General features: G+C 72.3%; 20 protein-coding genes. 4 read left to right on the top strand and 16 right to left on the bottom strand.

The window, feature by feature from the left end; all coding sequences use genetic code 11:
- Positions 1 to 40: 40 nt before the first annotated feature.
- Positions 41 to 1,447, bottom strand: a complete 1,407-nt coding sequence (locus ACFPQ9_RS06850) for an FAD-dependent oxidoreductase (protein WP_380848096.1) — start codon at positions 1,445 to 1,447, stop codon at positions 41 to 43.
- A gap of 27 nt (positions 1,448 to 1,474) precedes the next feature.
- Positions 1,475 to 2,512 (bottom strand): DUF4349 domain-containing protein, encoded by a 1,038-nt coding sequence (locus ACFPQ9_RS06845; protein WP_380848093.1) that lies wholly within the window; start codon positions 2,510 to 2,512, stop codon positions 1,475 to 1,477.
- Positions 2,513 to 2,705: 193 nt separating this feature from the next.
- Here ACFPQ9_RS06845 and hemG point away from each other — a divergent pair, with 193 nt between their 5' ends.
- Complete coding sequence (gene hemG, locus ACFPQ9_RS06840) at positions 2,706 to 4,187, top strand: protoporphyrinogen oxidase (protein WP_380848090.1); 1,482 nt, start codon at positions 2,706 to 2,708, stop codon at positions 4,185 to 4,187.
- 4 nt (positions 4,188 to 4,191) lie between these two features.
- Positions 4,192 to 4,923 carry a hydrogen peroxide-dependent heme synthase gene (gene hemQ / locus ACFPQ9_RS06835; protein WP_380848087.1) on the top strand — a complete coding sequence of 244 codons (732 nt, stop codon included), beginning with the start codon at positions 4,192 to 4,194 and terminating at the stop codon, positions 4,921 to 4,923.
- Between the two features lie 67 nt (positions 4,924 to 4,990).
- On the opposite strand, the gene ACFPQ9_RS06830 is transcribed toward hemQ, so the two are convergent.
- From ACFPQ9_RS06830 to ACFPQ9_RS06810, 5 genes are all read right to left on the bottom strand, one after another.
- The gene (locus ACFPQ9_RS06830) at positions 4,991 to 6,637 is read right to left on the bottom strand and encodes an alpha/beta hydrolase (protein ID WP_380848084.1); all 1,647 of its coding nucleotides are present in this window, start codon (positions 6,635 to 6,637) and stop codon (positions 4,991 to 4,993) included.
- Between the two features lie 122 nt (positions 6,638 to 6,759).
- On the bottom strand, positions 6,760 to 7,557 hold the full coding sequence (locus ACFPQ9_RS06825) for a TIGR04222 domain-containing membrane protein (RefSeq protein WP_380848081.1): 798 nt from the start codon (positions 7,555 to 7,557) through the stop codon (positions 6,760 to 6,762).
- A 101-nt stretch (positions 7,558 to 7,658) separates the two neighbouring features.
- Positions 7,659 to 8,456: a DUF4142 domain-containing protein gene (locus ACFPQ9_RS06820; protein ID WP_380848078.1), complete on the bottom strand. Its 798-nt coding sequence runs from the start codon at positions 8,454 to 8,456 to the stop codon at positions 7,659 to 7,661.
- A gap of 272 nt (positions 8,457 to 8,728) precedes the next feature.
- Entirely contained in the window at positions 8,729 to 10,075 is a 1,347-nt protein-coding gene (locus ACFPQ9_RS06815) for an MbnB/TglH/ChrH family RiPP precursor modification enzyme (RefSeq protein ID WP_380848075.1), read from the bottom strand.
- A 152-nt stretch (positions 10,076 to 10,227) separates the two neighbouring features.
- Complete coding sequence (locus ACFPQ9_RS06810; RefSeq protein ID WP_380848072.1) at positions 10,228 to 10,959, bottom strand: aminoacyl-tRNA hydrolase; 732 nt, start codon at positions 10,957 to 10,959, stop codon at positions 10,228 to 10,230.
- A gap of 108 nt (positions 10,960 to 11,067) precedes the next feature.
- Here ACFPQ9_RS06810 and ACFPQ9_RS06805 point away from each other — a divergent pair, with 108 nt between their 5' ends.
- Positions 11,068 to 11,937 (top strand): ABC transporter ATP-binding protein, encoded by an 870-nt coding sequence (locus ACFPQ9_RS06805; RefSeq protein ID WP_380848068.1) that lies wholly within the window; start codon positions 11,068 to 11,070, stop codon positions 11,935 to 11,937.
- Positions 11,937 to 12,608 carry an ABC transporter gene (locus ACFPQ9_RS06800; protein ID WP_380848065.1) on the top strand — a complete coding sequence of 224 codons (672 nt, stop codon included), beginning with the start codon at positions 11,937 to 11,939 and terminating at the stop codon, positions 12,606 to 12,608. The genes ACFPQ9_RS06805 and ACFPQ9_RS06800 overlap by 1 nt, the downstream gene beginning before the upstream one ends.
- Here ACFPQ9_RS06800 and ACFPQ9_RS06795 read toward each other — a convergent pair.
- The 9 genes from ACFPQ9_RS06795 to zapE all read right to left on the bottom strand — a co-directional run bounded on the left by ACFPQ9_RS06795 (position 12,600) and on the right by zapE (position 21,547).
- Positions 12,600 to 12,779 (bottom strand): hypothetical protein, encoded by a 180-nt coding sequence (locus ACFPQ9_RS06795; protein WP_380848062.1) that lies wholly within the window; start codon positions 12,777 to 12,779, stop codon positions 12,600 to 12,602. The two genes, ACFPQ9_RS06800 and ACFPQ9_RS06795, sit on opposite strands and share 9 nt — an antisense overlap.
- An 18-nt stretch (positions 12,780 to 12,797) precedes the next feature.
- Entirely contained in the window at positions 12,798 to 13,655 is an 858-nt protein-coding gene (locus tag ACFPQ9_RS06790; RefSeq protein WP_380848059.1) for a polysaccharide deacetylase family protein, read from the bottom strand.
- A gap of 88 nt (positions 13,656 to 13,743) precedes the next feature.
- The gene (locus ACFPQ9_RS06785; RefSeq protein WP_380848056.1) at positions 13,744 to 15,249 is read right to left on the bottom strand and encodes a serine/threonine-protein kinase; all 1,506 of its coding nucleotides are present in this window, start codon (positions 15,247 to 15,249) and stop codon (positions 13,744 to 13,746) included.
- 63 nt (positions 15,250 to 15,312) lie between these two features.
- On the bottom strand, positions 15,313 to 16,701 hold the full coding sequence (locus ACFPQ9_RS06780) for a PhoX family protein (RefSeq protein ID WP_380848054.1): 1,389 nt from the start codon (positions 16,699 to 16,701) through the stop codon (positions 15,313 to 15,315).
- 90 nt (positions 16,702 to 16,791) lie between these two features.
- Positions 16,792 to 17,724 carry a slipin family protein gene (locus tag ACFPQ9_RS06775; protein ID WP_380848051.1) on the bottom strand — a complete coding sequence of 311 codons (933 nt, stop codon included), beginning with the start codon at positions 17,722 to 17,724 and terminating at the stop codon, positions 16,792 to 16,794.
- A 133-nt stretch (positions 17,725 to 17,857) separates the two neighbouring features.
- Positions 17,858 to 19,354: a SulP family inorganic anion transporter gene (locus ACFPQ9_RS06770; protein ID WP_380848048.1), complete on the bottom strand. Its 1,497-nt coding sequence runs from the start codon at positions 19,352 to 19,354 to the stop codon at positions 17,858 to 17,860.
- A gap of 5 nt (positions 19,355 to 19,359) precedes the next feature.
- Positions 19,360 to 19,938: a carbonic anhydrase gene (locus ACFPQ9_RS06765; RefSeq protein ID WP_380848045.1), complete on the bottom strand. Its 579-nt coding sequence runs from the start codon at positions 19,936 to 19,938 to the stop codon at positions 19,360 to 19,362.
- A 77-nt stretch (positions 19,939 to 20,015) separates the two neighbouring features.
- The gene (locus ACFPQ9_RS06760) at positions 20,016 to 20,243 is read right to left on the bottom strand and encodes a hypothetical protein (protein WP_380848042.1); all 228 of its coding nucleotides are present in this window, start codon (positions 20,241 to 20,243) and stop codon (positions 20,016 to 20,018) included.
- Between the two features lie 194 nt (positions 20,244 to 20,437).
- Positions 20,438 to 21,547 (bottom strand): cell division protein ZapE, encoded by a 1,110-nt coding sequence (gene zapE / locus ACFPQ9_RS06755; protein ID WP_380848039.1) that lies wholly within the window; start codon positions 21,545 to 21,547, stop codon positions 20,438 to 20,440.
- Between the last annotated feature and the right edge of the window lie 17 nt (positions 21,548 to 21,564).

Raw genomic sequence — 21,564 nt, 5'->3', positions numbered from 1 at the left:
CGGGGCGTATGTGGCTGGTCGCGCAGTTCCCCGCGCCCCTTCAGGTGGGCTGTCCTACCGCCTTTGCCGCCTTTCGGGCGGCTACCAGTACCGGATCCCATACCGGTGAGAATGGCGGGGCGTATCCCAGGTCCAGGCTCGTCATCTGTTCCACCGTCATGCCCGCCGTCAGGGCGACCGCCGCGATGTCGACGCGTTTGCCCGCGCCCTCGCGGCCCACGATCTGTACGCCCAGCAGGCGGCCCGTGCGGCGTTCGGCGAGCATCTTGACGGTCATGGGGGAGGCGCTCGGGTAGTAGCCGGCGCGGCTCGTCGACTCGATGGTGGCCGTGACGTACTGGAGCCCTGCCCTGCGCGCGTCCTTCTCGCGCAGGCCCGTGCGGGCGATCTCCAGGTCGCAGACCTTGCTGACGGCCGTGCCGACCACGCCGGGGAACGTGGCGTAGCCGCCGGCGGCGTTCGTGCCGATGATCTGGCCGTGCTTGTTGGCGTGGGTGCCGAGAGGGATGTGGCGTTCCTGGCCGGAGACCAGGTCGAGGACCTCGACGCAGTCGCCGCCCGCCCAGATGTTCTTGTGGCCCCGGACCCGCATCGCAAGGTCGGTCAGCAGACCGCCGTGGTCGCCCAGGGGGAGGCCTGCGGCCCGGGCGAGGGCGGTCTCCGGGCGGACCCCGATGCCGAGGACCACGACGTCCGCCGGGTACTCGGCGTCCTCGGTGGCGACCGCGCGGACGGCGCCGTCGTCGCCGGTGAGGATCTTGGTGACCGCGGCGTCGTCGACCATGGTGATACCGAGGCCCTCCATGGCCTCGTGCACCAGACGGCCCATGTCCGGGTCGAGCGTGGACATGGGTTCGCTGCCGCGGTTGACGACCGTCACCTCGTAGCCGCGGTTGATGAGCGCCTCGGCCATCTCCACGCCGATGTAGCCGGCGCCGACCACCACCGCGCGACGTCCACGCGTGCGTGCCAGACGGTCGATCAGGGCCTGGCCGTCGTCGAGGGTCTGCACGCCGTGCACGCCCGGGGCGTCGGCGCCCGGCATGTCGGGGCGGATCGGACGGGCGCCCGTCGCGATCACGAGCTTGTCGTACGACGTCCAGGACTCGGCGCCGGAATCGACGTCACGCGCGCGTACCCGGCCGCCGGCCACGTCGATCTCCATGACCTCCGTCCGCATGCGCAGGTCGATGTCCCGCGCGCGGTGCTCCTCGGCCGTACGGGCGATCAACCGGTCCCGCTCGGGCACCTCGCCACCCACCCAGTACGGGATGCCGCATGCCGAGAAGGAGGTGAAGTGGCCGCGCTCGAAGGCCACGATCTCCAGCTCCCCGGCACTCTTCAGGCGGCGAGCCTGCGACGCCGCGGACATCCCCGCGGCGTCGCCGCCGATCACCACCAGCCGCTCCCGCTCGCCCGGCACATCCCTCGTAGCGCTCATGTTCATGCGAACACGCTACGGGGGCAGGGAATTTCAGTCCTGTCCGCCGCTCTGCTCGTCGCCCGCGTGCGTGGCACGCGGAGCGGGGCGGGCCGCCGGCAGCGGGCCCGGCGCGGAGCCCGCGGGCACGGTCGCCGGGCGGCGCGGCAGCCGGGGGCGCAGGACCTTCAGCCACAGCAGCACGATCAGCGCCGCCACCGCCGCGAACGGCAGCAGCGCGCCGAACGCCACCGCGATCCAGCGGAGCATCGTCACAAACGCGTTCCAGCCACCCGCGAGCGCGTCGAGGAAGCCCGGGTCGTCGTCCTTCGCGGCCTTCTTGACCGGTGTCTCGGAGAGGGTCAGCGAGATCGTCGCGAGGCTCGTGCGGTCCTTCAGGGACGCCTGCTGGGCCAGCAGCGACTCCAGGTCGGCCTGCCGACGGCTCAGCTCGCCCTCCAGCGTCACCACGTCGCTGAGCCTGGTCGCCTGATCCATCAGCTCGCGGATCCGGGCCACGCTCGCCTGCTGCGACTTGATGCGGCTCTCCACGTCCACGACCTGGTCGGTGACGTCCTGCGCCTTGGCGCTGCGCTCGATCAGCTTGCCCGCGCCCTCCAGGTCCGTGAGGACCTCGCCGTACCGGTCGACCGGCACGCGCAGTACGACACGGGTGTGCTCGTGGCCCTCCTCGTCGCGGGTGGTGGTCTCGTTGCCGACGTAGCCGCCCGCGTCCTCGGCGGTCGCAAGGGCCGCTTCGAGGGCCTTCGGTACGTCCTTGACCTGCACGGTCAGTGAGGCGGTGCGGATGATGTGGCTCGCGGTGACCTTGGCCGGTGCGGTGGCCTTGCCGGCACCTGAGCCGGAGCCGCTGCCGGTGCCGCTGTCGGAGCCGAAGCCGGGGGCGGCCTCCTTCGCGCCGCCCTTGGAGTCCGCCTGGGCGGCCTCTCCCGCGGCCGACCCGCTGTCGCCGCCCGAGTCGTTCGCGGCACTGCAACCGGTGAGCGCGAGGGCGGTGGCCAGCAGGAGGCCGGCCAGTGCCTGAACCGGTCGTGCGGCACGAACCGGTCGTACGGAACGTCGTGTGCGCATGTGGGCGTACCCCCGAGGGTCGTCGTGACGACTGATGCTTCTTCGACGCGGCGACCCCATGGAACGTTGGCCGGAAACGGTCCCGATGCGGTCACGGTCGGGACTCGGGGCGGGCACGCGGGGGCCGTACGGCCGCTCGATGGGGCCGTACGGCCCCGGCAGCCGTGTCAGTGGCGTTTGAGAGAGTGGGATCATGCGCGAGCACAGCGAGGACACACGCACGGGCGACGGCCCGGTACGGCCCGGTCATGTCGTCGTCATCGGTGGCGGGATCGCCGGACTGGCGGCCGCCCACCGGCTGCTGCGCCGGGGCAGAGGCGTGACCGTCCTGGAGGCCTCGGACCGGGTCGGCGGCAAGCTGCTGCCCGGCGAGATCGCGGGCGTGCGGGTGGACCTCGGTGCCGAGTCGATGCTGGCCCGCCGCCCCGAGGCGGTCGCCCTCGCGCGCGAAGTGGGCCTCGGCGAGCGCCTCCAGCCGCCCGCCACCGCTTCCGCCTCGATCTGGACCCGGGGCGCCCTGCGCCCCATGCCCAAGGGACATGTGATGGGCGTCCCCGGCACCGCGGCCGCGCTCTCCGGAGTCCTCTCCGACGAAGGGCTGGCCCGCATCGAGCGCGACGCGGACCTGTCGCGCACGGAGGTCGGGGACGATGTGGCGGTCGGCGAGTACGTGGCGACGCGCCTCGGCCGAGAGGTCGTCGACCGCCTCGTCGAGCCCCTGCTGGGCGGCGTCTACGCGGGCGACGCGTACCGCATCTCGATGCGCTCGGCCGTCCCGCAGCTCTACCAGGCCGCGCGGACCCACGACTCGCTCACCGAGGCCGTCCGCGAGATCCAGGCCAAGGCCGCGGCGAGCGCGCCGACCGGGCCGGTGTTCATGGGCATCGTGGGCGGCGTGGGCCGACTCCCGCTCGCCGTCGCGGAGTCGGTGCGCGCGCGAGGCGGCGAGATCGTGACCGGGGCGCCGGTGAGCGAACTGCGCCGCGAGGCGTCCGGCGGCTGGCGCGTGGTCGCCGGTGACCGGGTCCTGCACGCCGACGCGGTCGTCGTCGCCGTACCCGCCCCGGCCGCCGCCGCACTCCTGCGAGCCGAGGCCCCGGGTGCCGCCGCCGAGCTGGACGGCGTCGAGTACGCCTCGATGGCCCTGATCACCCTCGCCTACCGCCGCGCCGACGCCCACCTCCCGGCGGGCAGCGGCTTCCTCGTGCCGCCGGTCGACGGGCGGACCATCAAGGCGTCGACGTTCGCCTCCCAGAAGTGGGGCTGGATCGCCGACGAGGACCCGGACACGATCGTCCTGCGCACCTCCGTCGGGAGGTACGGCGAGACGGAGATCCTGGGCCGCGACGACGCCGACCTCGTCGACGTGTCGCGCCAGGACCTCAAGGAGGCCACCGGCCTCGACGCCACCCCCCTGCAGACCCGCGTCACCCGCTGGACCGACGGCCTGCCCCAGTACCCGGTCGGCCACCACGCACGCGTGGCCCGCGTCCGCGAGCACATCGCCGCGGTGCCGGGCCTCGCGGTGTGCGGCGCCCCGTACGACGGCGTGGGCATCCCGGCGTGCATCGCGAGCGCGTACGCGGCCGTGGACCAGCTGGACGGAGACCTGAGCGGTGTGGAGGAGCTCACCGCCGACCCGGTGCAGAGTCTGCACGGAGGAGCAGGAGAATAAGGACATGAGTGACGACGCCCCCACCACCGAGCCCGGTCGGATCCCGAACAAGGGCAAGCTGGCCAAGGACCTCAACGAGGTCATCCGCTACACCCTCTGGTCCGTCTTCAAGCTGAAGGACGTGCTCCCCGAGGACCGCACGGGCTACGCCGACGAGGTCCAGGAGCTCTTCGACCAGCTCGCCGCCAAGGACGTGACGATCCGCGGCACGTACGACGTGTCCGGGCTGCGCGCCGACGCCGACCTCATGATCTGGTGGCACGCGGAGACCAGCGACCAGCTCCAGGACGCGTACAACCTCTTCCGCCGCACCAGGCTCGGCCGTGCCCTCGAGCCGGTCTGGTCGAACATGGCGTTGCACCGCCCCGCCGAGTTCAACCGCTCGCACATCCCGGCGTTCCTCGCCGACGAGACGCCGCGCAACTACGTCAGCGTCTACCCCTTCGTGCGCTCCTACGACTGGTATCTGCTGCCCGACGAGGACCGCCGCCGCATGCTCGCCGACCACGGCAAGATGGCCCGCGGCTACCCGGACGTCCGCGCCAACACGGTCGCCTCGTTCTCGCTGGGCGACTACGAGTGGATCCTCGCCTTCGAGGCCGACGAGCTCTACCGCATCGTCGACCTCATGCGTCATCTGCGCGCCTCCGAGGCCCGGATGCACGTCCGCGAGGAGGTGCCGTTCTACACCGGCCGCCGCAAGTCCGTGGCCGAGCTGGTCGCCGGACTCGCCTAGAGCGGACACGGCGAAGCCCCGCGCCCCTTTTCAGGGGTGCGGGGCTTCGCCGTGTCAGCCCGGACGGCTACGGACGTGCCGCGGCCTCGTGCCGGTCCGTGTGCCGGGCGGCGGGCTTCTTCGCCTTGCGCTCGCCCGCCCGCTCCGGCTTGGGCTCCGGGTGCCCCTCGCAGGACGCGTGCCGGGCCGGCAGACGGCCCTCCAGGAGATACGCGTCGATGTGGCCGTTGATGCAGGCGTTCGGGCCGTAGGCGATGCCGTGCGTCCCGGCGTCCCGCTCGGTCACCAGGACCGAGCCCGCGAGCCGCCGGTGCATCTCCAGCGCCCCCTCGTACGGCGTGGCGGCATCCCGCTCGGCGGCCAGGATCAGCGTCGGCGGCAGCTCGCCCGGACCGGTCCGCACGTCCACCGGCCGCTGCCGGGGCGCCTGCCAGAAGGCGCACGGCAGATTCATCCACGCGTTGTCCCAGGTCTCGAACGGCGCCACACGCGCGAGCCGGGTGTTGTCCCGGTCCCAGACCGCCCAGTCCGTCGGCCAGGGCGCGTCGTTGCACTCCACGGCCGTGTAGACCGCGTTCGTGTTCTCCTCCTCGGCCGCCGCCTGTGTCGTCGGCGAGGCCAGCTCGACCAGCGGCTTCGCGTCGCCCTTCAGATAGGCCGACAGCGCCTGCGCCCGCGAGGGCCAGTAGTCGTCGTAGTAGCCGGCCTGGAGGAACGCCTCCTGCAACTGCCCCGGCCCGACCTTCCCGCCGGCCGGCCGTGTCGCGAGCCGTGTGCGCACCTTCTCGTAGTTGGCCAGCACCTCGTCGGCGCTGGTGCCGAGCTTGTACACGTCGTCGTGCTCGGCGACCCACTCCCGGAAGTCCGCCCAGCGCCCCTCGAACGCGGCCGACTGCGCGAGGTTGTTGTAGTACCAGACCTGCTTCGGGTCCGGGTTCACCGCGGAGTCGAACACCATCCGCCGGACGTGCTGCGGGAAGAGGTGGGCGTACAGGGCGCCGAAGTAGGTGCCGTACGACGCGCCCATGAACGTCAGCTTCTCCTCGCCCAGCGCGGCCCGCAGGACGTCCAGGTCACGGGCGTTGTTGAGGGAGTTGTAGTGCCGCAGGGCGCTGCCGGCGCGCTTGGCGCAGCCCCGCGCGTACGCCTTCGCCCGGGCGATGCGCTCCTTCTTGTACGCCGCCGAGGGGAACGTCGGCGCCTGCGAGGGCCCCTTCGCGTACTGCTTGGGGTCCAGGCAGGTCAGCGGCGCGGAGGGCGCCACACCGCGCGGGGCGTAGCCGACCAGGTCGTAGGCCGCCGCGACGCGCTTCCACGCCGGGACGACCCCGATCAGCGGGAACTGGACACTGGAGGCGCCCGGTCCGCCCGGGTTGTAGACCAGGGCGCCCTTGCCCGGCACCCGGCGCTTGCTGTTGTGCGGATCCTTGTGCGTGGCCTGCGCCCGGCTGACGAGCAGTCGGATCTGCTTGCCGTCGGGGTGCGCGTAGTCCAGCGGGACGGACACCGTGCCGCACCGCACGGTGCCCGGCAGGCCCTGGTCCTTGGGGCAGCGGCCGAAGGCGATACCGGCCGCCGCGGCGCGCTCGACGGCCACCGACGTGCCGTGCTGCTCGTCCGCTCCCGGGGCCGCCCCGGCACTTCCTGCCGGGGCCAGAGAGAGAGCGGACAGGAGCATGGCCCCCGCGGCCGAGTAGAGGGCGGCAGCTCGCATGGCATTTCCCTTCGGTGCACGGCAGCAACAAAAGGGATATTTGGTTCGTCTGTTGATGAAGGCAAGCACCGCCTCGCTGAAGTCGCCGCAATGCCCCCTATGCGTTATCGACTTCCGGCGCGTCAGTCCCGCCAGGGCATCACCTCGTGGTGCTGCTCGCGGTGCGCGAAGGCCGCGCGCAGGTCCGGCTCGCCGATCGCGCGCACGCCCCGGACGGCCACGGAGGTGAGATACGTACGGTCGCCGCCGCCCCCGGAGTGCCGCACCAGGGCACTGAGCAGCCGCTGCCCGGCAGGGGAGGCCCAACGCGCGTACGGCTGGATCTCGATACGGGCGATGGCCAGACAGCTCAGGGTGAGCACGAACGGCAGGGCGAACCACAGCGCGACCAGATGTGCCGGCATGTCCGACCGGTCGGGCGCCAGCAGGGCGATCGCGCCGAGCGCCGCCACGACCGCCGCGGCGAACCGCACCTGACGGATCGCCGCGCCTATGCCGTCGCGCGCCCCGGCGGGCACGGCGAGGCCCGCGCTGACCAGCCGGTCGCCGAGGCTCCCCACCGCGTCGGCGGCGGCCGCGGCGTCCCGCACCGGTTCGATCCGGGACTGGCCCTCCGGCCCGATGGCCCCTATCACCGAGCGTTCCATCTCGTCCCGCCCGCGCGGATCGACGACGGTGGCCCAGCCGGTGTGCGCGAGCAGCAGCCGCTGCTGCCGCGCCATGGAGACGAGGGTCAGGTCGGCGACCCGACGGGGCCCGCCGGACAGGAACGCGGCCTCGTACAGCGTCAGATCGTGGTCCCGGGCCGCGGTCGCCTCGTTCGTGTCCATGGCCGCGGCGTGCACGGCGGCCAGGCACAGCCGCGTACACGCCGTGCCGGCGACGGCCCAGGCCAGCAGCAGAAGAAGCACCCAGAACATGCCGCGTTTCTATGCCAAGGCTCTGTGTGACGCCATGCCTTGTTCACAATCCGGACAGAGAGTTGCCGGGATGTGACGTTCCGGATCGGGCGGGCCAGGCGTCAGAAGTCCCCGGAACCGCCTGCCGGGCGCGGGCTGGTGGCGGCCGACGGCAGCGTGTACGTCGGCGACGGGGGCGGCGTCATCGGGACGGCCGGAGAGGGGTCGGCGGTCGGGCCCGGCGGGGCGGGGGAAGGGGTGAGCGGCGGTGTGCTGTCGGCGACCATGTCCTGCGCCAGGGCGTCGAAGTCGACGTAACCGGTGGCCTCCAGGACCGTGATGTGGTCCAGCACGGTGGTGTTGGCGTCGTCGGCGAGCTTGCGCACCAGGGAGTTGCGCGTACTGGCCCGGACCTGGGCGACGACGGAGAACACCTTGCCGTGCGCCAGCCGCAGGATGTTCGCGAACCGGCTGTCGTACTCCACGCCTTGGGCGGAGTTCAGGGTGTCCAGCCACTCCCGCTGCTGCTCGGTGGGCTCGTTGGGCAGCTGGAGGCTGAGCTCGGCCGCGACGTCACGCACCCGCTCGTCCAGGAACGCGTGCCCCTCGATGAGGTGCTCCCCGGCGGTCCGTACGGCCGGCGTGGTGCCCTTCTCGCGGGCCTGCCGGCCGGCGGGCAGCTCCCACAGCCCGGCCAGCCGGACCTTCGTGATGAAGTCGCGGTCGAGGGCGGACAGTGGACCGTAGCCGGTCGAGACGGTGTCGGCGTTCAGTACGTCGAATCCGGTCCCGGACCGGTCGGCATACGACCAGATCGGAAAGATCATCGCCAGCAACGTCGCCATCAGGCCCGTGATGATGATCCCGGTGCCGCTGAAAATACCTCGGCCGTTGATCGGGGGTCGCTGTCGCGGTCGCATGGTGCCTCCTGTTGCGGCACCGCACGTTAGTGCGCTTCGGGGGTGAGATTGGCATATTACTTCGGCGTCTACGCCAACTTCCGTACAGGAGTGAACGGTTGCAATCGGGGCGGTTACGGGCGAAAAGGGAGCACCGGCCGGGGGCTTACGGGGCGATACAGGGACCAAGTGGGCGCGTGGAGCGTGGTACGGGCCGCGGTGTTAACCCCGGCACACTCGCCGGCCACGGCCGCGTCCACCGGCGAGCGTGAAGCGGCGTGGCCCGCACCCGCTCAACGGCGCAGCAACACCCGGCGCGTGGCCCGGGCCAGCCGTACCCCCGGACGCCGGGACCGCGGCGCGGGCCCCGACCGCTCCAGCCACCACTCCCGCAGCTCCGCCCGCACCCGCGCGTCCTCGCAGCGGCCGTCGGCCAGCAGATACCCGGCGAAGTCCAGCGCGTCGCGCCGGTAGCCGCCGGTCATCGGGTGCCCGTGCGTGTACCCGAGGAAGGCCCGCCGGTACCGGTCGCCGAGGATCACCGGCAGTTCGGGCGCGACCTTCGCCACGACGTCCGCCCGCTTCCCGGCGAGCGCCCGCGCCTGCACACCGAGCCGCACCCGGTCGAAGCCCTCCGGCACGGGCGTCCCGGCGACCAGTGCGGAGAGCAGGGCGGCCTGTGCGAGACCGAGCCGCTGCCGTGCGGGCTCGGCGGCCTCCCGGGCGGACTCCGCCTGCCGTGAGTCCTCCCGGACCGGCTCCGTCCGCCGCGAGACCTCCTTGCCCGCTGTCCCGCTCTCCTCGGTCCGCTGGGCGGCGCCCTTCTCCAAGGCCCCCCGGATCGCCCCCAACTCCCGCTCCAGCTCGTCCGGTTCGGGGAAGTTCTCGTCGCGCTCCAGCAGCACCCCCGGCGGGGACACCCGGGAGGCGAGGTCGGTCAGGACGTCGAGGACCGGCCGGGGGACCGGATGGGCGTGGCTGTCGTGCCAGACGCCGTCGCGTTCGAAGCCGCCCGCGACATGGACGTACGCGATGGCCTCCAGCGGCAGCTCGGCGAGCGCCTTGGCCGGGTCCTCGCCCCGGTTGACGTGGTTGGTGTGCAGGTTGGCCACGTCGATCAGCAGCCGTACGCCGGTGCGGTCGGCGAGCTCGTAGAGGAACTGTCCCTCGGTCATCTCCTCGCCCGGCCAGGAGATCAGCGCGGCGATGTTCTCCACGGCGAGCGGCACCGGCAGCGCGTCCTGTGCGATCCGGACGTTCTCGCACAGCACGTCGAGGGCGTCCCGGGTGCGCGGCACGGGCAGCAGATGCCCGGCCTCCAGGAGCGGGGACGCGGTCAGCGCGCCGCCCGCCCGTACGAACGCGATGTGCTCGGTGACCAGCGGCGACCCCAGAGCCTCCACCCGCTCGGCGAGCGCGGCCAGCCGTCCGGCGTCGGGCCGCTCGGCGCCGCCGAGGCCCAGCGAGACGCCGTGCGGGATCACGGTGACGCCGCGCTCGCGCAGCCGAATCAGGGACTCCGGCAGGTGTCCGGGGCAGACGTTCTCGGCGACGGTCTCGACCCAGTCGATGCCCGGCATGCGTTCCACGGCGTCCGCGATCTCCGGACGCCATCCGATTCCCGTGCCCAGTCGCTCCATCGTCCCCTCCTCGGCCTGCTCCGTGTCGGATGTGACGGGGGTATGGCCCCCGCGCCGGGAGCCGAACCCCTGGGGGGCCACCTTCAGAGCAACATTTGAGGTTGGGACCCGCCCCCCGCCACAGGCTCGTACGGGCGGGACGCCCGGGATGTTCAAACGCGGGGCGTCCGCCGCAGTGCCGGATGGTCGGCGACGACCGTGCACGAGCCGGGCGCGATCTCCGTGAACCCCGCGTCCCGCACCAGCGGCAGTCCGCCGCTGGTCAGCTCACCCCAGCGCACCGGGTCCGCGGTCCGCACGGCCAGCGGGAACCCCGCGTCCCGCCAGGCGGCCCGCTCCGTGTCCGACAGCTCCCACCAGGCGAGCTGTGCCGCGTGCCCGGTCTGGGCCATCGTCTTGCCGGCCGACATGTCGAGCTCGGGGTTCAGCCAGAGCACGGGCGCCGAGGGGCCGGCGTCGGCCGGCGGTTCCGGATCGTCGAGGTCGGTCCCGGACACCTGGAGTTTCGCCAGCTCCTTGGGCCAGCCGTCCAACGGCACCGGCGGGAAGACGCGCACCTCGGCCGACTTCCCGGTGACGGTGATCCCGGGCAGCCCTTCGGCCCGCCGCCACTCGGCTCCGCGCGCCCGCCGCACGACCTTGCGGATCCGCGCGTCCTGCCAGTCACGCATGGCCTCGGCCCACTCGCCCTCGCCGAGCGACCGCGCGTCACTGAGGATCGTCAGCACGGCACGGGCGGAGGTCTCCAGGGCGTCGGTGCGGGCCGGGGGAGCGGCCCGCTCGATACGGACGACCAGTGGGAGCACGAACTGGGGCGCGGCGTCGCGTGCACCGGGTTCGGACCGAAAGGGACTGTCACCGCTGGACGTCGCATCATGGCTCACGTCCGCCAACCTTAAAGGGCGCGGGGCCGTGTCGATTTCGCGGCTCTGCCGCCTGGGCGCGATCAGCCCCCACTCTGCGGCAGCCGCGCGTACGAGAAGATGCCCCCCATGCAACGCGATCTTCGTCTGGACGACGTGGGCCGCCGCTACGGCCTACGCGGCCCATGGGTCTTACGCGGCGTCCACCTCACCGTGCCGCCCGGCACCCTCACCCGCATAGAAGGCTCCAACGGCACCGGCAAGTCCACCCTCCTCCGGCTCCTCGCGGGCATAGACGCCCCGACCGAGGGCCGTATCACCGGCCGTCCCCGAACCGCGTACGTCCCCGAACGCTTCCCGACCGCCCTCCCCTTCACCGCCCTGGGCTACCTCACCCACCTCGGCAAGATCCACGGCCTGTCCCACTCCGCGGCCAAGCGCGCCGCAGGCGAGTGGCTGGACCGCTTCGGCGCCGCCCTCTACGCCCGTACCCCCATGGCCCAGTTGTCGAAGGGCAGCAGCCAGAAGGTCGCCATCGTGCAGGCCCTGCTCGCCGAACCGGAACTGCTCGTGCTGGACGAGGCATGGACCGGCCTCGACACCGACGCCCGCGCGGAGCTGGAGCGGGCCGTCGCCGAACGGACCGCGGACGGCACCGCCGTGGTCTTCGTGGACCACGACCCGCGCCGGCTGGCGGGCGCGCCCGGCGCGACGTACACCGTGCGCGACGCGGGACTGGAGCTCCGCGGCGAACGACCGTCCGCCGAGTCCGACGGCCCGCGCGTCAGCGTCGTCGTCCAGGGTCCGAAGGGCGGGCAGCTGCCCGCCGAAGCGACCCGAGCGGCCCTCTCAGCCGAGGAACCCACGCCCGGCACCCACCGCCTCACCGTGCCCGCCTCCCACTCGGACATCCTCCTGCGCGCCCTGCTCACCGCCCGGCCGCCCTGGCATGTCGTGAGCGTGCGCCCGCTGCCGAACCCCGACCCCGAGAGCCACTGATGACCGCCCTGCTCAGATACCAGGCCGCCCTGCTCGTCCGCTCGCAGCGCTGGCTGCCGCCGTTCATCCTGTACGTCGCGTTCCTCGGCATCGGTGTGCAGGGCGGCCAGCCGATCCTCGACTCGCTGGGCTACGCGGCCGCGGCCCTGCTGCCGGTCGCCGCCTGGCTGGTGCGGATCTGCGTCACCAACGAGCCGCCCGCCGCCCGCAGTTGCGTCTCCGCGGCGGCCGGACCCGGGCGGGCGCACCTCGCCGCGCTGCTGGTGGCACTGGCCACCGCCGTGGCGCTGGGAGCGGTCGCGACCCTCGCCGTGACCCTGATCAGCAACCCGGTGACCGCGGATCTCCAGACCCGTCTGCCTCGGCTTCCGGCGAGCGCGGCCGGGCTGCTCGCCACACTGGCCTGTGCCCTGCTGGGCACGGCCGTCGGCGCTCTCACCACCTGGCCGGTGCTGCGCTCGACCGGCCGCGCGGTGCCGGCGATGCTGTTCGCGGCCCTGCTGTCGGTGGTGGTGACGGGTTCCCCGGCGCAGGCGGCGGTCAGCGGCCTGGTCACCGGCTCCCGCTCGGGCACGGTCCCGCTGCCGGTCCTGCCCCTGGCGGCCGCGGTCCTGCTCACGGCCGGGGCGGCCGCGGCGGCCTGCGCGCTCACGTCCCGCAGATCACCCTGAGCAGGCGGTGCGCTGTGCCTCCTGCCACTCGCAAACCGGGCAGAGCGTGATCCCCTTGTACGACTCCGGGTACTCGGTCGGCTCCCGGCACAGCACGCACTCCGCATAGGGCGGCCCGTCCGCCTTCGGCGGCTTGGCCACGTCGACGATCGTGCAGTAGTCCTCGCTCATGCCTCCAGCGTAGGACGCTCACCGCCGCCCGCCCGCGGCGCCGATCAGCTGGGAGACCTTCACCAGCCGGTAGCCCTTCGCGCGCAGCTCCGGCACGATGCTGCGGACCACGCGCTCGGTCGTCGGGGCGGCGCTGCGCGTGCAGTGCAGGACGACCACGGATCCGGGCCGCACCCCGTTCAGCACCTCCCGGGCGACCGCGGCGGCGTCCGTCGCGAACGCGTCCCCGCTCACCACGTCCCACTGCACGGCCGTGACCCCGACCGGGGTCAGCGCCTTCAGGGCCCGCCGGTCGTAGCACCCGCCCGGAAACCGGAAGTACGGCATCGCCTCGCGGATCCCCGCCGTCCGGAACGCCGAGTACGCCCGCTCCACATCCGCCCGCATCCGCTCCTCACCGATCGTCCGCAGCCCGTAGCAGTGGTCGGTGAAGGCGAAGTGGCTGTAGGAGTGGTTGGCGACCTCGAAGAGGGGGTCCCGGCCGATGGACCGTGCCTGCCGCGGATACTGCTCGGCCCACCGCCCCGTCATGAACACGGTCGCCGGCACCTTCAACTCCCGCAGCGCGGCGATCAGCCCCGGATTGTCGAAACGCTCGCCCTGTGCCGCGCGCGGACCCTGGTCGGCGGTCATGTCGGCGTCGAAGGTGAGCGCGACGCTCCGGCCCGCGCCGCGGGAGCCGTGCTCGAAGACGGGGGTCATACCCGCCGGGCCGGGCGCGAGGGTCGGTGGCCTGGGCCCGGGTGAGGCGGCGGCGGTGGCGCTGGGCGCCGGAAGAGGGGCCCGGGTCGTGTCGCCCGCCCCGCACGCGGCGAGCGCACTGAGGGCCGCGACCAGGGCACAGGCGGTGGTGACGCGGCGTACAGGAGTGATCACCGAATGAAGATATGATGATCAAAAGGGTATTTCGGAACGCCGCTGGGTGTGCCGGGGCCGCGTCACCCGCCCGGCGGGACCGTACCTCTCAGTCGTTTCCGTCCTTGCGGGTGCACGTGCCCGTCGGTGCGGAGGCCGGGGGGCGGCACTGGAGGTCGAAGTCGTTCGGGTTCTTGCTCAGATAGCGGCCCATGCAGGTGTTCACGGTGGTGCGGTCGTGCTTGGCGCAGAAGTTCAGGGCCGCACGGCCGTTGGCGAAGGGGCCGGGGGCGTAGAACACCCAGTAGCCGGCGCGCAGGGACGCGTAGTCGTCGCTGCGGAGGACCTTTGTCTGCGGGATGGACCTGCGGATCGTGGCGAGCCGCTTGTCCCGGTTGGCGATGCCCGCGGAGACGGGTTCGGAGTGGAGCTGCGCGATCCAGCGGCCGGCCGGGTTGGCGGCGGGGGTGCGCGTGGGGGTCTTGCGGGTGGGGGACGGTGAGGGGGGTGTCCGCCGGTCCGAGGGGCTGGGCGTGGATGCCTTGGGCGACGGCCGGGTGGTGGCAGCGGCCTTGTCGCCGCCGGTGGTGCCGCCGGTATCGCCGGTGTCGCCCGTGCGCAGGGCGAGGGTCAGGGTCGTGGCCGTGGCGATCGCCAGCACCACGGTCGCAGCCACCATGAGGGGTGTGCGGCGCCGGGTCCCGCCCACCTGCTGAGGGACCGTGGGGCGCGGGGTGTCCAGCTGGGTGGGGGTGGGCGCCGGCTGCGGCGCGCTGGCGGTCATCGTCGGCCGGGCCGCCCAGTACGGCGTCGTTCCCGACTCCACCTGCGCCAGCAGCGCGTCCAGTTGAGCGGCGTCCGGGCGGGCCGCCGGGTCCCGGACCAGCAGCGCTTCGAGCACCGGTGTCAGCGGGCCCGAGCGGGACGGCGCGGGCAGCGGGTCGTCGAGTACGGCGGCCAGGGTGGCGAGGGTCGTCGGGCGGCGCAGCGGGCTGATGCCCTCGGCGCAGACGTACAGGACCACGCCCAGCGACCAGAGGTCGGCGGCGGGGTCGTCACCATGGCCCCGGATCCGCTCCGGGGCCATGTACTCGGGAGAGCCGACGAGTTCACCGGTGGCCGTGAGACCGGTCGTGCCCTGGAGGGCGGCGATGCCGAAGTCGGTGAGGACGGCGCTGCCGTCGGGCCGCAGCAGGATGTTGGCGGGCTTGACGTCCCGGTGCTGGATGCCCGCCGCGTGCGCGGCCCGCAGCGCGGCGAGCACCTGGCGGCCGAGGCGGGCCGCCCCGGCCGGCGTCAACGGGCCCTCGTCCAGGCGCTGTTGCAGCGAGACGCCCGGCACCAGCTCCATCACGATCCACGGATGCGGCTCGCCGTCCACGATTTGATGGACCGTCACCACGTTCGGGTGGCTGAGCCGGGCCAGCGCCCGTGCCTCCCGCATCACGCGCTCGCGCATCACGCCGACGGTGTCCGCGTCGGACCGCACCGCCTTGAGCGCGACCTCGCGGTCGAGCACCGTGTCGCGGGCCCGCCACACGGTGCCCATACCTCCACTGCCGAGCCGTTCCACCAGCTCGAAGCGGCCGTCGACGAGATCCCCCGGTGCGTTCATGCCGCACAGGTTAGAGGACGCCGCGGAGGGGCGGCTTCCGCAGGGAGTCCCGTGACCGGGCCGTCACGTGCACCAGGGTCCGGTCACCGCGAACGTCGTGCCCGGTGTGTAGCAGTTGACGTACATCGTCCGGCCGTCCGGCGAGAACGTGACCCCGGCGAACTCGCCCCACTCCGGCGCCTCGGGCGTCCCCAGGTTCTGGGCGTTGCGCGCCATCGCGTACACCTCGCCGTGCCGGGTCACCCCGAAGACGTGCTGGGCGCCGTTGCCGTCCTCACAGACCATGAGGCCGCCGCTGGGGGCGAGGCAGATGTTGTCCGGGGACTCCCCCGGCAACTGCACATCCGTGTCCGGGCCGAAGACGATCACCAGGGTGAGCCGGCGGGCGGCGGGGTCGTAGCGCCAGATCTGCCCGTAGTGGTCCGCCGCCGAGCCCTCGGCACTGTGGGCGAAGGAGGAGACGAAGTAGACGCTGCGGCCGCCCCAGTAACAGCCCTCCAGCTTCTGGGCGTGCGTGATCCCCTTCGGGCCGAAGTCCTGGTGCCGGATCGGGGTGCGGGCGGCCAGCGGATCCGGTACGTCGACCCACTCGATGTTCCCGAAACTCGCGCCCGGCTCCTGGATCGACGACAGGTCGGGCACGCCCGGCACCCGCATCGCCTGGAGCCGGCCGCCCGCCCGCAGGGTGCCGAGGCCGCCGTGCGGCTGGTGGGGCAGGAAGCGGTAGAAGAGGCCGAAGGGCTTCTCGAACGCGTCCTCGGTCTCGTAGACGACCCCGCGCCTCGGGTCCACCGCGATCGCCTCGTGCTGGAAGCGGCCCATCGCGGTCAGCGGGACGGCGCCGGAGGCGTACGGGTTCGCCGGGTCGACCTCGAAGATGAAGCCGTGGTCCTTGGTGTAGCCGTTGGTGCCGGCCCGGTCCTCGGTCTCCTCGCAGGTCAGCCAGGTGCCCCAAGGGGTGGGCCCGCCCGCGCAGTTGACGGCGGTACCGGCGATGGCGACCCGCTCCGACAGGACGTGACCGTGCCGGTCGAGCGTCAGGGCCGTACAGCCGCCCTTGCCGGCCGGGTCGTACGTCAGGCCCGGGACCGTGGGGACGGGGACCCTGCCGTCGGCGCGGTTCTCGTGGTTGCGGACCAGATGGACGCGACCGCCCCTGCCGGGCAGGGCCGTCATGCCGTCGTGGTTGGAGGGGACCGGGCCCTCGCCCGAGCGGAGCCGGTCGCCCTCACGGGAGAGCACCCGGTAGCTGAAACCTTCCGGCAGATCGAGCAGACCGTCCGGGTCGGGGACCAGCGGGCCGTATCCCGTGTGGCCCAGGTTCTGCGCGGCGGCGGTGCCCGCGAAGAGTTCGGTGAGATTTCCGGCGAAGGCGATCGAGACGCCCAACGCTCCGGTACGGGCGAGGAGTTGACGGCGTGTCGTACGGCCGACTGTCGTGTTCTCGGACATGGGGCAGCCTTCCTGCTGGCGGACAGGAACTGTGACCCCGCCGTGTCTATCACCTGGCGCGGGCCTCTGGAACCACGCGCGTAGCACGTGTCACTTTCCCGAGGCGTCCTCGATGATGTCCTCGATGGTCCGCTCGACCTCCCGCTCGGGAGGGGGCTCGATCTCCCGCTCGGCCGGGGGCTCGACGGCCTGCGGTTCGCCGTTGTCGGCGGAGCTCTCCACGGCGTCAGCGGCGTAGCGCCGTGGGGGCTGCCCCTCGTGCTCCTCGCCGCCCCGCTCCAGGAAGCGCAGCAACTCGACCGGGATGGGCAGGACCAGGGTGGAGTTCTTCTCCGCGGCCACCGCCATCACCGTCTGCAGGAGCCGCAGCTGCAGCGCGGAGGGCGTGTCCTCCATCTGATGGGCGGCCTCGGCAAGCTTCCGGGAGGCCTGGAGCTCGGCGTCCGCGTTGATGATGCGGGCCCGCCGCTCGCGGTCCGCCTCGGCCTGCCGGGCCATGGAGCGCTTCATCGACTCCGGCAGCGACACGTCCTTGATCTCGACGCGGTCCACCTGCACACCCCAGCCGATGGCCGGGCTGTCGATCATCAGCTCCAGGCCCTGGTTGAGCTTCTCCCGGTTGGAGAGCAGATCGTCCAGGTCGCTCTTGCCGATGATCGAGCGCAGGGACGTCTGCGCCATCTGCGAGACCGCGTACTTGTAGTCCTCGACCTTGATGAGGGCGCTCGCGGGGTCGATCACCTTGAAGTAGACGACCGCGTCCACGCGCACGGTCACGTTGTCGCGGGTGATGCCCTCCTGGGCCGGCACCGGCAGCGTGACGATCTGCATGTTCACCTTGTGCAGCCGGTCCACGATCGGAACGATCAACGTGAACCCCGGAGGCCGTACCTCACCCGCCAGCCGTCCGAGCCGCAGGACCACCCCGCGCTCGTACTGTTTGACGACCCGCGCCGCGGCAGCCACGTACACCGCTCCCGCGGCAGCCACTCCCGCGAGTGCGCCCAGCAGCTCTTCGACCATGAGGACCTCCTCGCCGAGAGGTCTGTTCCGTGCGCTCCTGTAACGGTATGCACTGCAACGATATGCCCGGGGTGTGGTCCGGGGCCATGGACGGCCCCGGACCAGGGGTCATGCCTCGGCGGTCATCCGACGCTCAGGGCGCCGTGGCCCGTACCGGTTCGACGCCGGCCGCGGTGGGGGTACCTCCCGCTTCGAGCGAAGTCGAGAAGTGGGGGAGCCGCTCCGCCCAGTTCTCCAGGGCCGTACGGCAGGCGTGGTCGAGGTGGTGCAGGCCGGACAGGTTCAGCTCCACCGGGCGGTCCTGGGGCAGGGCCTCCAGGCTGTCGAGGATCTTCGGCAGCCTGAGGAAGGTCGCGTTGCCCGACAGATACGCCTGGATGGGTCCCGCGCCCTTGTCTATGACCTCCAGCTTCACGTGCGAGGCCTCCCAGGCGGTCTTCGCCACCGACAGGGCCAGACCGATCAGCACGCCCTCGAACATGTTCACCGCGACGATCGACAGGGCGGTGACGACGAGGATCAGCGCCTCGCCCCGGTGTCCCCGCCACAGCGAGACGATCCCGCGGAAGGGGATCAGCTTCCAGCCGGCGTGGACCAGGATGCCGGCCAGCGCGGGGATCGGGATCAGCGCCAGCGCGGCGGGCAGCAGCGCCGCGAACAGCAGCAGCCATACGCCGTGCATGACCCGGGACGCCTTGGTCCGCGCGCCCGCCTGGACGTTGGCGGAGCTGCGCACGATGACCGCGGTCATCGGCAGCGCGCCGAGCGCACCGCAGACGGTGTTGCCGGCGCCCTGCGCCATCAGCTCCTTGTCGTACTCGGTGCGCGGCCCGTCGTGCAGCCGGTCCACGGCCGCCGCGCTGAACAGCGACTCGGCGGAGGCGATGAGGGTGAAGGCGACGATCGTGGCGAGCACGCCGACGTTCGCCAGCTCGCCGAACGCGCTCGGGGACGGCGGCTGGATCGAGCCCAGCAGACCCTTGACCTCGACGGTGGCGACCGGCAGCGCGAACACCGCGGTGACCAGCGTGGCGAGCCCCACGGCCGCCAGCGGACCGGGCACGGTGCGCACCAGGCGCGGCAGCCGCTTCCACAGCACCAGGACGGCGATGGTGCCGACGCCGAGGCCGAGCGAGGCCAGCGCCTCGGTGTTCCCGGCTGCCTGTGCGAGCGCGCCGGGCAGCCCGGCCATCTTCGCCGGACCCGAGGCGGGCGCCTCGGCGTCCGCGACCGCGTAGAGCTGGCCGGCGATGAGCACCAGGCCGATGCCGGCCAGCATGCCCTCGACGACGGACACCGAGATGGCCCGGAACCAGCGCCCCAGTTTCAGGGCGCCCATCAGGAGCTGGAGCAGTCCCGTGGCGAGCACCAGCACACCGAGTATGGGCAGCCCGAACTCCTGGACGGCCTCGTGGACCAGCACTGTCAGACCGGCGGCGGGCCCGGAGACCTGGAGGCTGCTGCCGCGCATCAGCCCGGTGACGATGCCGCCGACTATGCCAGTGACGAGCCCGAGCTCGGCCGGGACTCCGGAGGCGACGGCCACGCCGACGCAGAGCGGCAGAGCGACCAGGAAGACGACCAGCGAGGCGGCGAAGTCCTGCCGTATGTGGGGGAATTTGGTCAGCATGCCGATCACAGCGCCTCGAACGCGTCGGTCTCGGCGCTGTGGGCGCGCACGGCACCCCTGTGCACCTCGTAGTACCAGGCGTGCAGGGCGAGTTGACGCTCCTTCAGTTTCTTCTCGATGAACGGGTACGAGCGCAGCCGCAGTAGCTGCGTCAGCACATGGGCCTGGACGCCCTCGGCGACCTCCGGGTCCTCGGCGGCACCGGCAGGGCGCGGAGTGGCGTTCGCGAGCCAGTCGCGCACGGCCGGCACCGCGTCCAGGTCGTCGCCGCGCACCAGTGCGCCGACGGCCCCGCAGTGGGAGTGGCCGCAGACCACGATGTCGCGCACGCCGAGGACCTCCACGGCGTACTCGATGGTGGCCGCCTCGCCGGTGGGGTGTTCGGAGGCGTACGGCGGGACGATGTTGCCCGCGGTGCGCAGCTCGAAGAGCTCGCCGGGGCGGGCCCCCGTGATCAGGGCCGGAACGACCCGGGAATCGGAGCAGGTGATGAACAGGACCTGCGGAGACTGCCCTTCGGCGAGTCCGGCGAACTCCTCAGGGCGCTGTCCGAACATGCGGGCGTTGTCGATGAGGGGCTGCATGTGTGGTGACTCCTCCTGGCGCGCCGCTGTCGGCGCGTCGGGGTTTGCATGACAGAGGTGGGGGGCTGCTCTGCTTCTCAGCAGCGGGAGACCTGAAGCGGGGCCGGGGTCTGCGACGCCGAAGGTCTCGACGTGCGGTGCTGCGCGGAGCCGGGTATGGCGGGCGCGTGCGCGGAGCCCTTGGCCTCGGCCTGACGGGCCGTATGCGCGTGTGCGAAGGAAGCGGTGGGTGCGAAGAACTGGAGGGCGAGCAGGGCGGCGGCGAGGGTCGACACCCCGGTCCGGGCCGTCTTACCTCGGAACATACGCCTCCCTCCAGACAGTCCACACCTCATGCGCATACCAACGCTTGGTCAACCGTTGGTCAAGAAACACATTAGCCCGGCAAAGTTGTTTGCAGGGTTAACTTAACGTTTCAACCTGAAGAGAGCCTGAAATGCGCGGGTGGCATGGCTGGAACTCCCCTCTGACCAGGGGGGAGTTGAGAGATGAGGGAGCGTCAGGCGGTGACGAGGCCCTTGGCGTCGCGCGCCAGGGCGGTGAGTCGCGAGATGGCGCGGAAGTACTTCTTGCGGTATCCGCCCTTCAGCATCTCCTCGCTGAAGAGCTGATCGAAGGGCAACCCCGAGGCCAGCACCGGGACTTCACGGTCGTAGAGCCGGTCGGCGAGCACCACGAGCCGCAGGGCCGTGGACTGGTCCGGAATCGGCTGTACGTCGGTGAGGCACACGGCCTTCAGGCCATCGGTCAACGCACCGTAACGACTGGGGTGGACGCGGGCGAGGTGTTCCAGCAGGTGCGGGAAGTCGTCGAGCGAGGCGCCCTCGGTGGCGTATGCCGCCTTCGTCACCTGTTCGTCGGAGTACGGCGCCGGCGCCTCGGGCAGACCGCGGTGGCGGTAGTCCTCGCCGTCGATGCGCAGGGCGCGGAAGTGGGCCGACAGGCCCTGGATCTCCCGCAGGAAGTCGGCCGCCGCGAAGCGGCCCTCGCCGAGCTTGCCGGGCAGCGTGTTGGAGGTCGCGGCGAGCGCCACGCCCGCGTCGACGAGCTTGCCGAGCAGTGTGGAGACCAGGACGGTGTCACCCGGGTCGTCGAGCTCGAACTCGTCGATGCACAGCAGACGGTGACCGGAGAGGGTCTGCACGGTCTGCTGGAAGCCGAGGGCGCCGACTAGGTTGGTCAGCTCGACGAACGTGCCGAAGGCCTTCAGGGACGGCTCCGCCGGGGTGGCGTGCCACAGGGAGGCAAGCAGATGGGTCTTGCCGACGCCGTAGCCGCCGTCGAGGTAGACGCCGCGCGGGCCGGCCGGGGTCTTGGGGGCCTTGGCCCGGCCGAACCCGAGGAAGCCCCGCTTGGCCTTGCCCGCACCGCTCGCGTGGGCTCCGCCGAGCCCGCCCGCGAAGTCCTCCAGGACGCGGACCGCCTCGGTCTGGCTGGGCTGGTTCGGGTCCGGGATGTAGGTGCTGAAGCGGACCGAGTCGAAGCGCGGCGGCGGCACCATCTCGGCGACCAGCCGGTCCGCCGGCACACGCGGCTCACGGGAGCACAGGGACAGCGGACTCGCTTCGGCTATCGCGCCCGGCTTGGACGAGGCTGTGGAGGACGACACGGGTCACCATGTTAAGC

This window comes from Streptomyces coerulescens, assembly GCF_042657965.1.
In the GTDB taxonomy this organism is placed as follows: Bacteria; Actinomycetota; Actinomycetes; order Streptomycetales; family Streptomycetaceae; genus Streptomyces; species Streptomyces coerulescens.
The sequence above is the reverse complement of the archived record's forward strand: the minus strand, read 5'-3'. Positions and strand labels throughout refer to the sequence as shown.

Bases quoted from the DNA above. Each gene is read 5' to 3' on its own strand.
- ACFPQ9_RS06795 (WP_380848062.1), bottom strand. From the start codon at position 12,779: ATGAGCGAGGACTACTGCACGATCGTCGACGTGGCCAAGCCGCCGAAG.
- ACFPQ9_RS06775 (WP_380848051.1), bottom strand. From the start codon at position 17,724: ATGGTCGAAGAGCTGCTGGGCGCACTCGCGGGAGTGGCTGCCGCGGGA.
- ACFPQ9_RS06850 (WP_380848096.1), bottom strand. From the start codon at position 1,447: ATGAACATGAGCGCTACGAGGGATGTGCCGGGCGAGCGGGAGCGGCTG.
- ACFPQ9_RS06830 (WP_380848084.1), bottom strand. From the start codon at position 6,637: ATGCGAGCTGCCGCCCTCTACTCGGCCGCGGGGGCCATGCTCCTGTCC.
- ACFPQ9_RS06785 (WP_380848056.1), bottom strand. From the start codon at position 15,249: ATGAACGCACCGGGGGATCTCGTCGACGGCCGCTTCGAGCTGGTGGAA.
- ACFPQ9_RS06780 (WP_380848054.1), bottom strand. From the start codon at position 16,701: ATGTCCGAGAACACGACAGTCGGCCGTACGACACGCCGTCAACTCCTC.
- hemG (WP_380848090.1), top strand. From the start codon at position 2,706: ATGCGCGAGCACAGCGAGGACACACGCACGGGCGACGGCCCGGTACGG.
- ACFPQ9_RS06820 (WP_380848078.1), bottom strand. From the start codon at position 8,456: ATGCGACCGCGACAGCGACCCCCGATCAACGGCCGAGGTATTTTCAGC.
- ACFPQ9_RS06765 (WP_380848045.1), bottom strand. From the start codon at position 19,938: ATGCAGCCCCTCATCGACAACGCCCGCATGTTCGGACAGCGCCCTGAG.
- ACFPQ9_RS06805 (WP_380848068.1), top strand. From the start codon at position 11,068: ATGCAACGCGATCTTCGTCTGGACGACGTGGGCCGCCGCTACGGCCTA.
- hemQ (WP_380848087.1), top strand. From the start codon at position 4,192: ATGAGTGACGACGCCCCCACCACCGAGCCCGGTCGGATCCCGAACAAG.
- ACFPQ9_RS06800 (WP_380848065.1), top strand. From the start codon at position 11,937: ATGACCGCCCTGCTCAGATACCAGGCCGCCCTGCTCGTCCGCTCGCAG.
- ACFPQ9_RS06845 (WP_380848093.1), bottom strand. From the start codon at position 2,512: ATGCGCACACGACGTTCCGTACGACCGGTTCGTGCCGCACGACCGGTT.
- ACFPQ9_RS06760 (WP_380848042.1), bottom strand. From the start codon at position 20,243: ATGTTCCGAGGTAAGACGGCCCGGACCGGGGTGTCGACCCTCGCCGCC.
- ACFPQ9_RS06815 (WP_380848075.1), bottom strand. From the start codon at position 10,075: ATGGAGCGACTGGGCACGGGAATCGGATGGCGTCCGGAGATCGCGGAC.
- ACFPQ9_RS06770 (WP_380848048.1), bottom strand. From the start codon at position 19,354: ATGCTGACCAAATTCCCCCACATACGGCAGGACTTCGCCGCCTCGCTG.
- ACFPQ9_RS06825 (WP_380848081.1), bottom strand. From the start codon at position 7,557: ATGTTCTGGGTGCTTCTTCTGCTGCTGGCCTGGGCCGTCGCCGGCACG.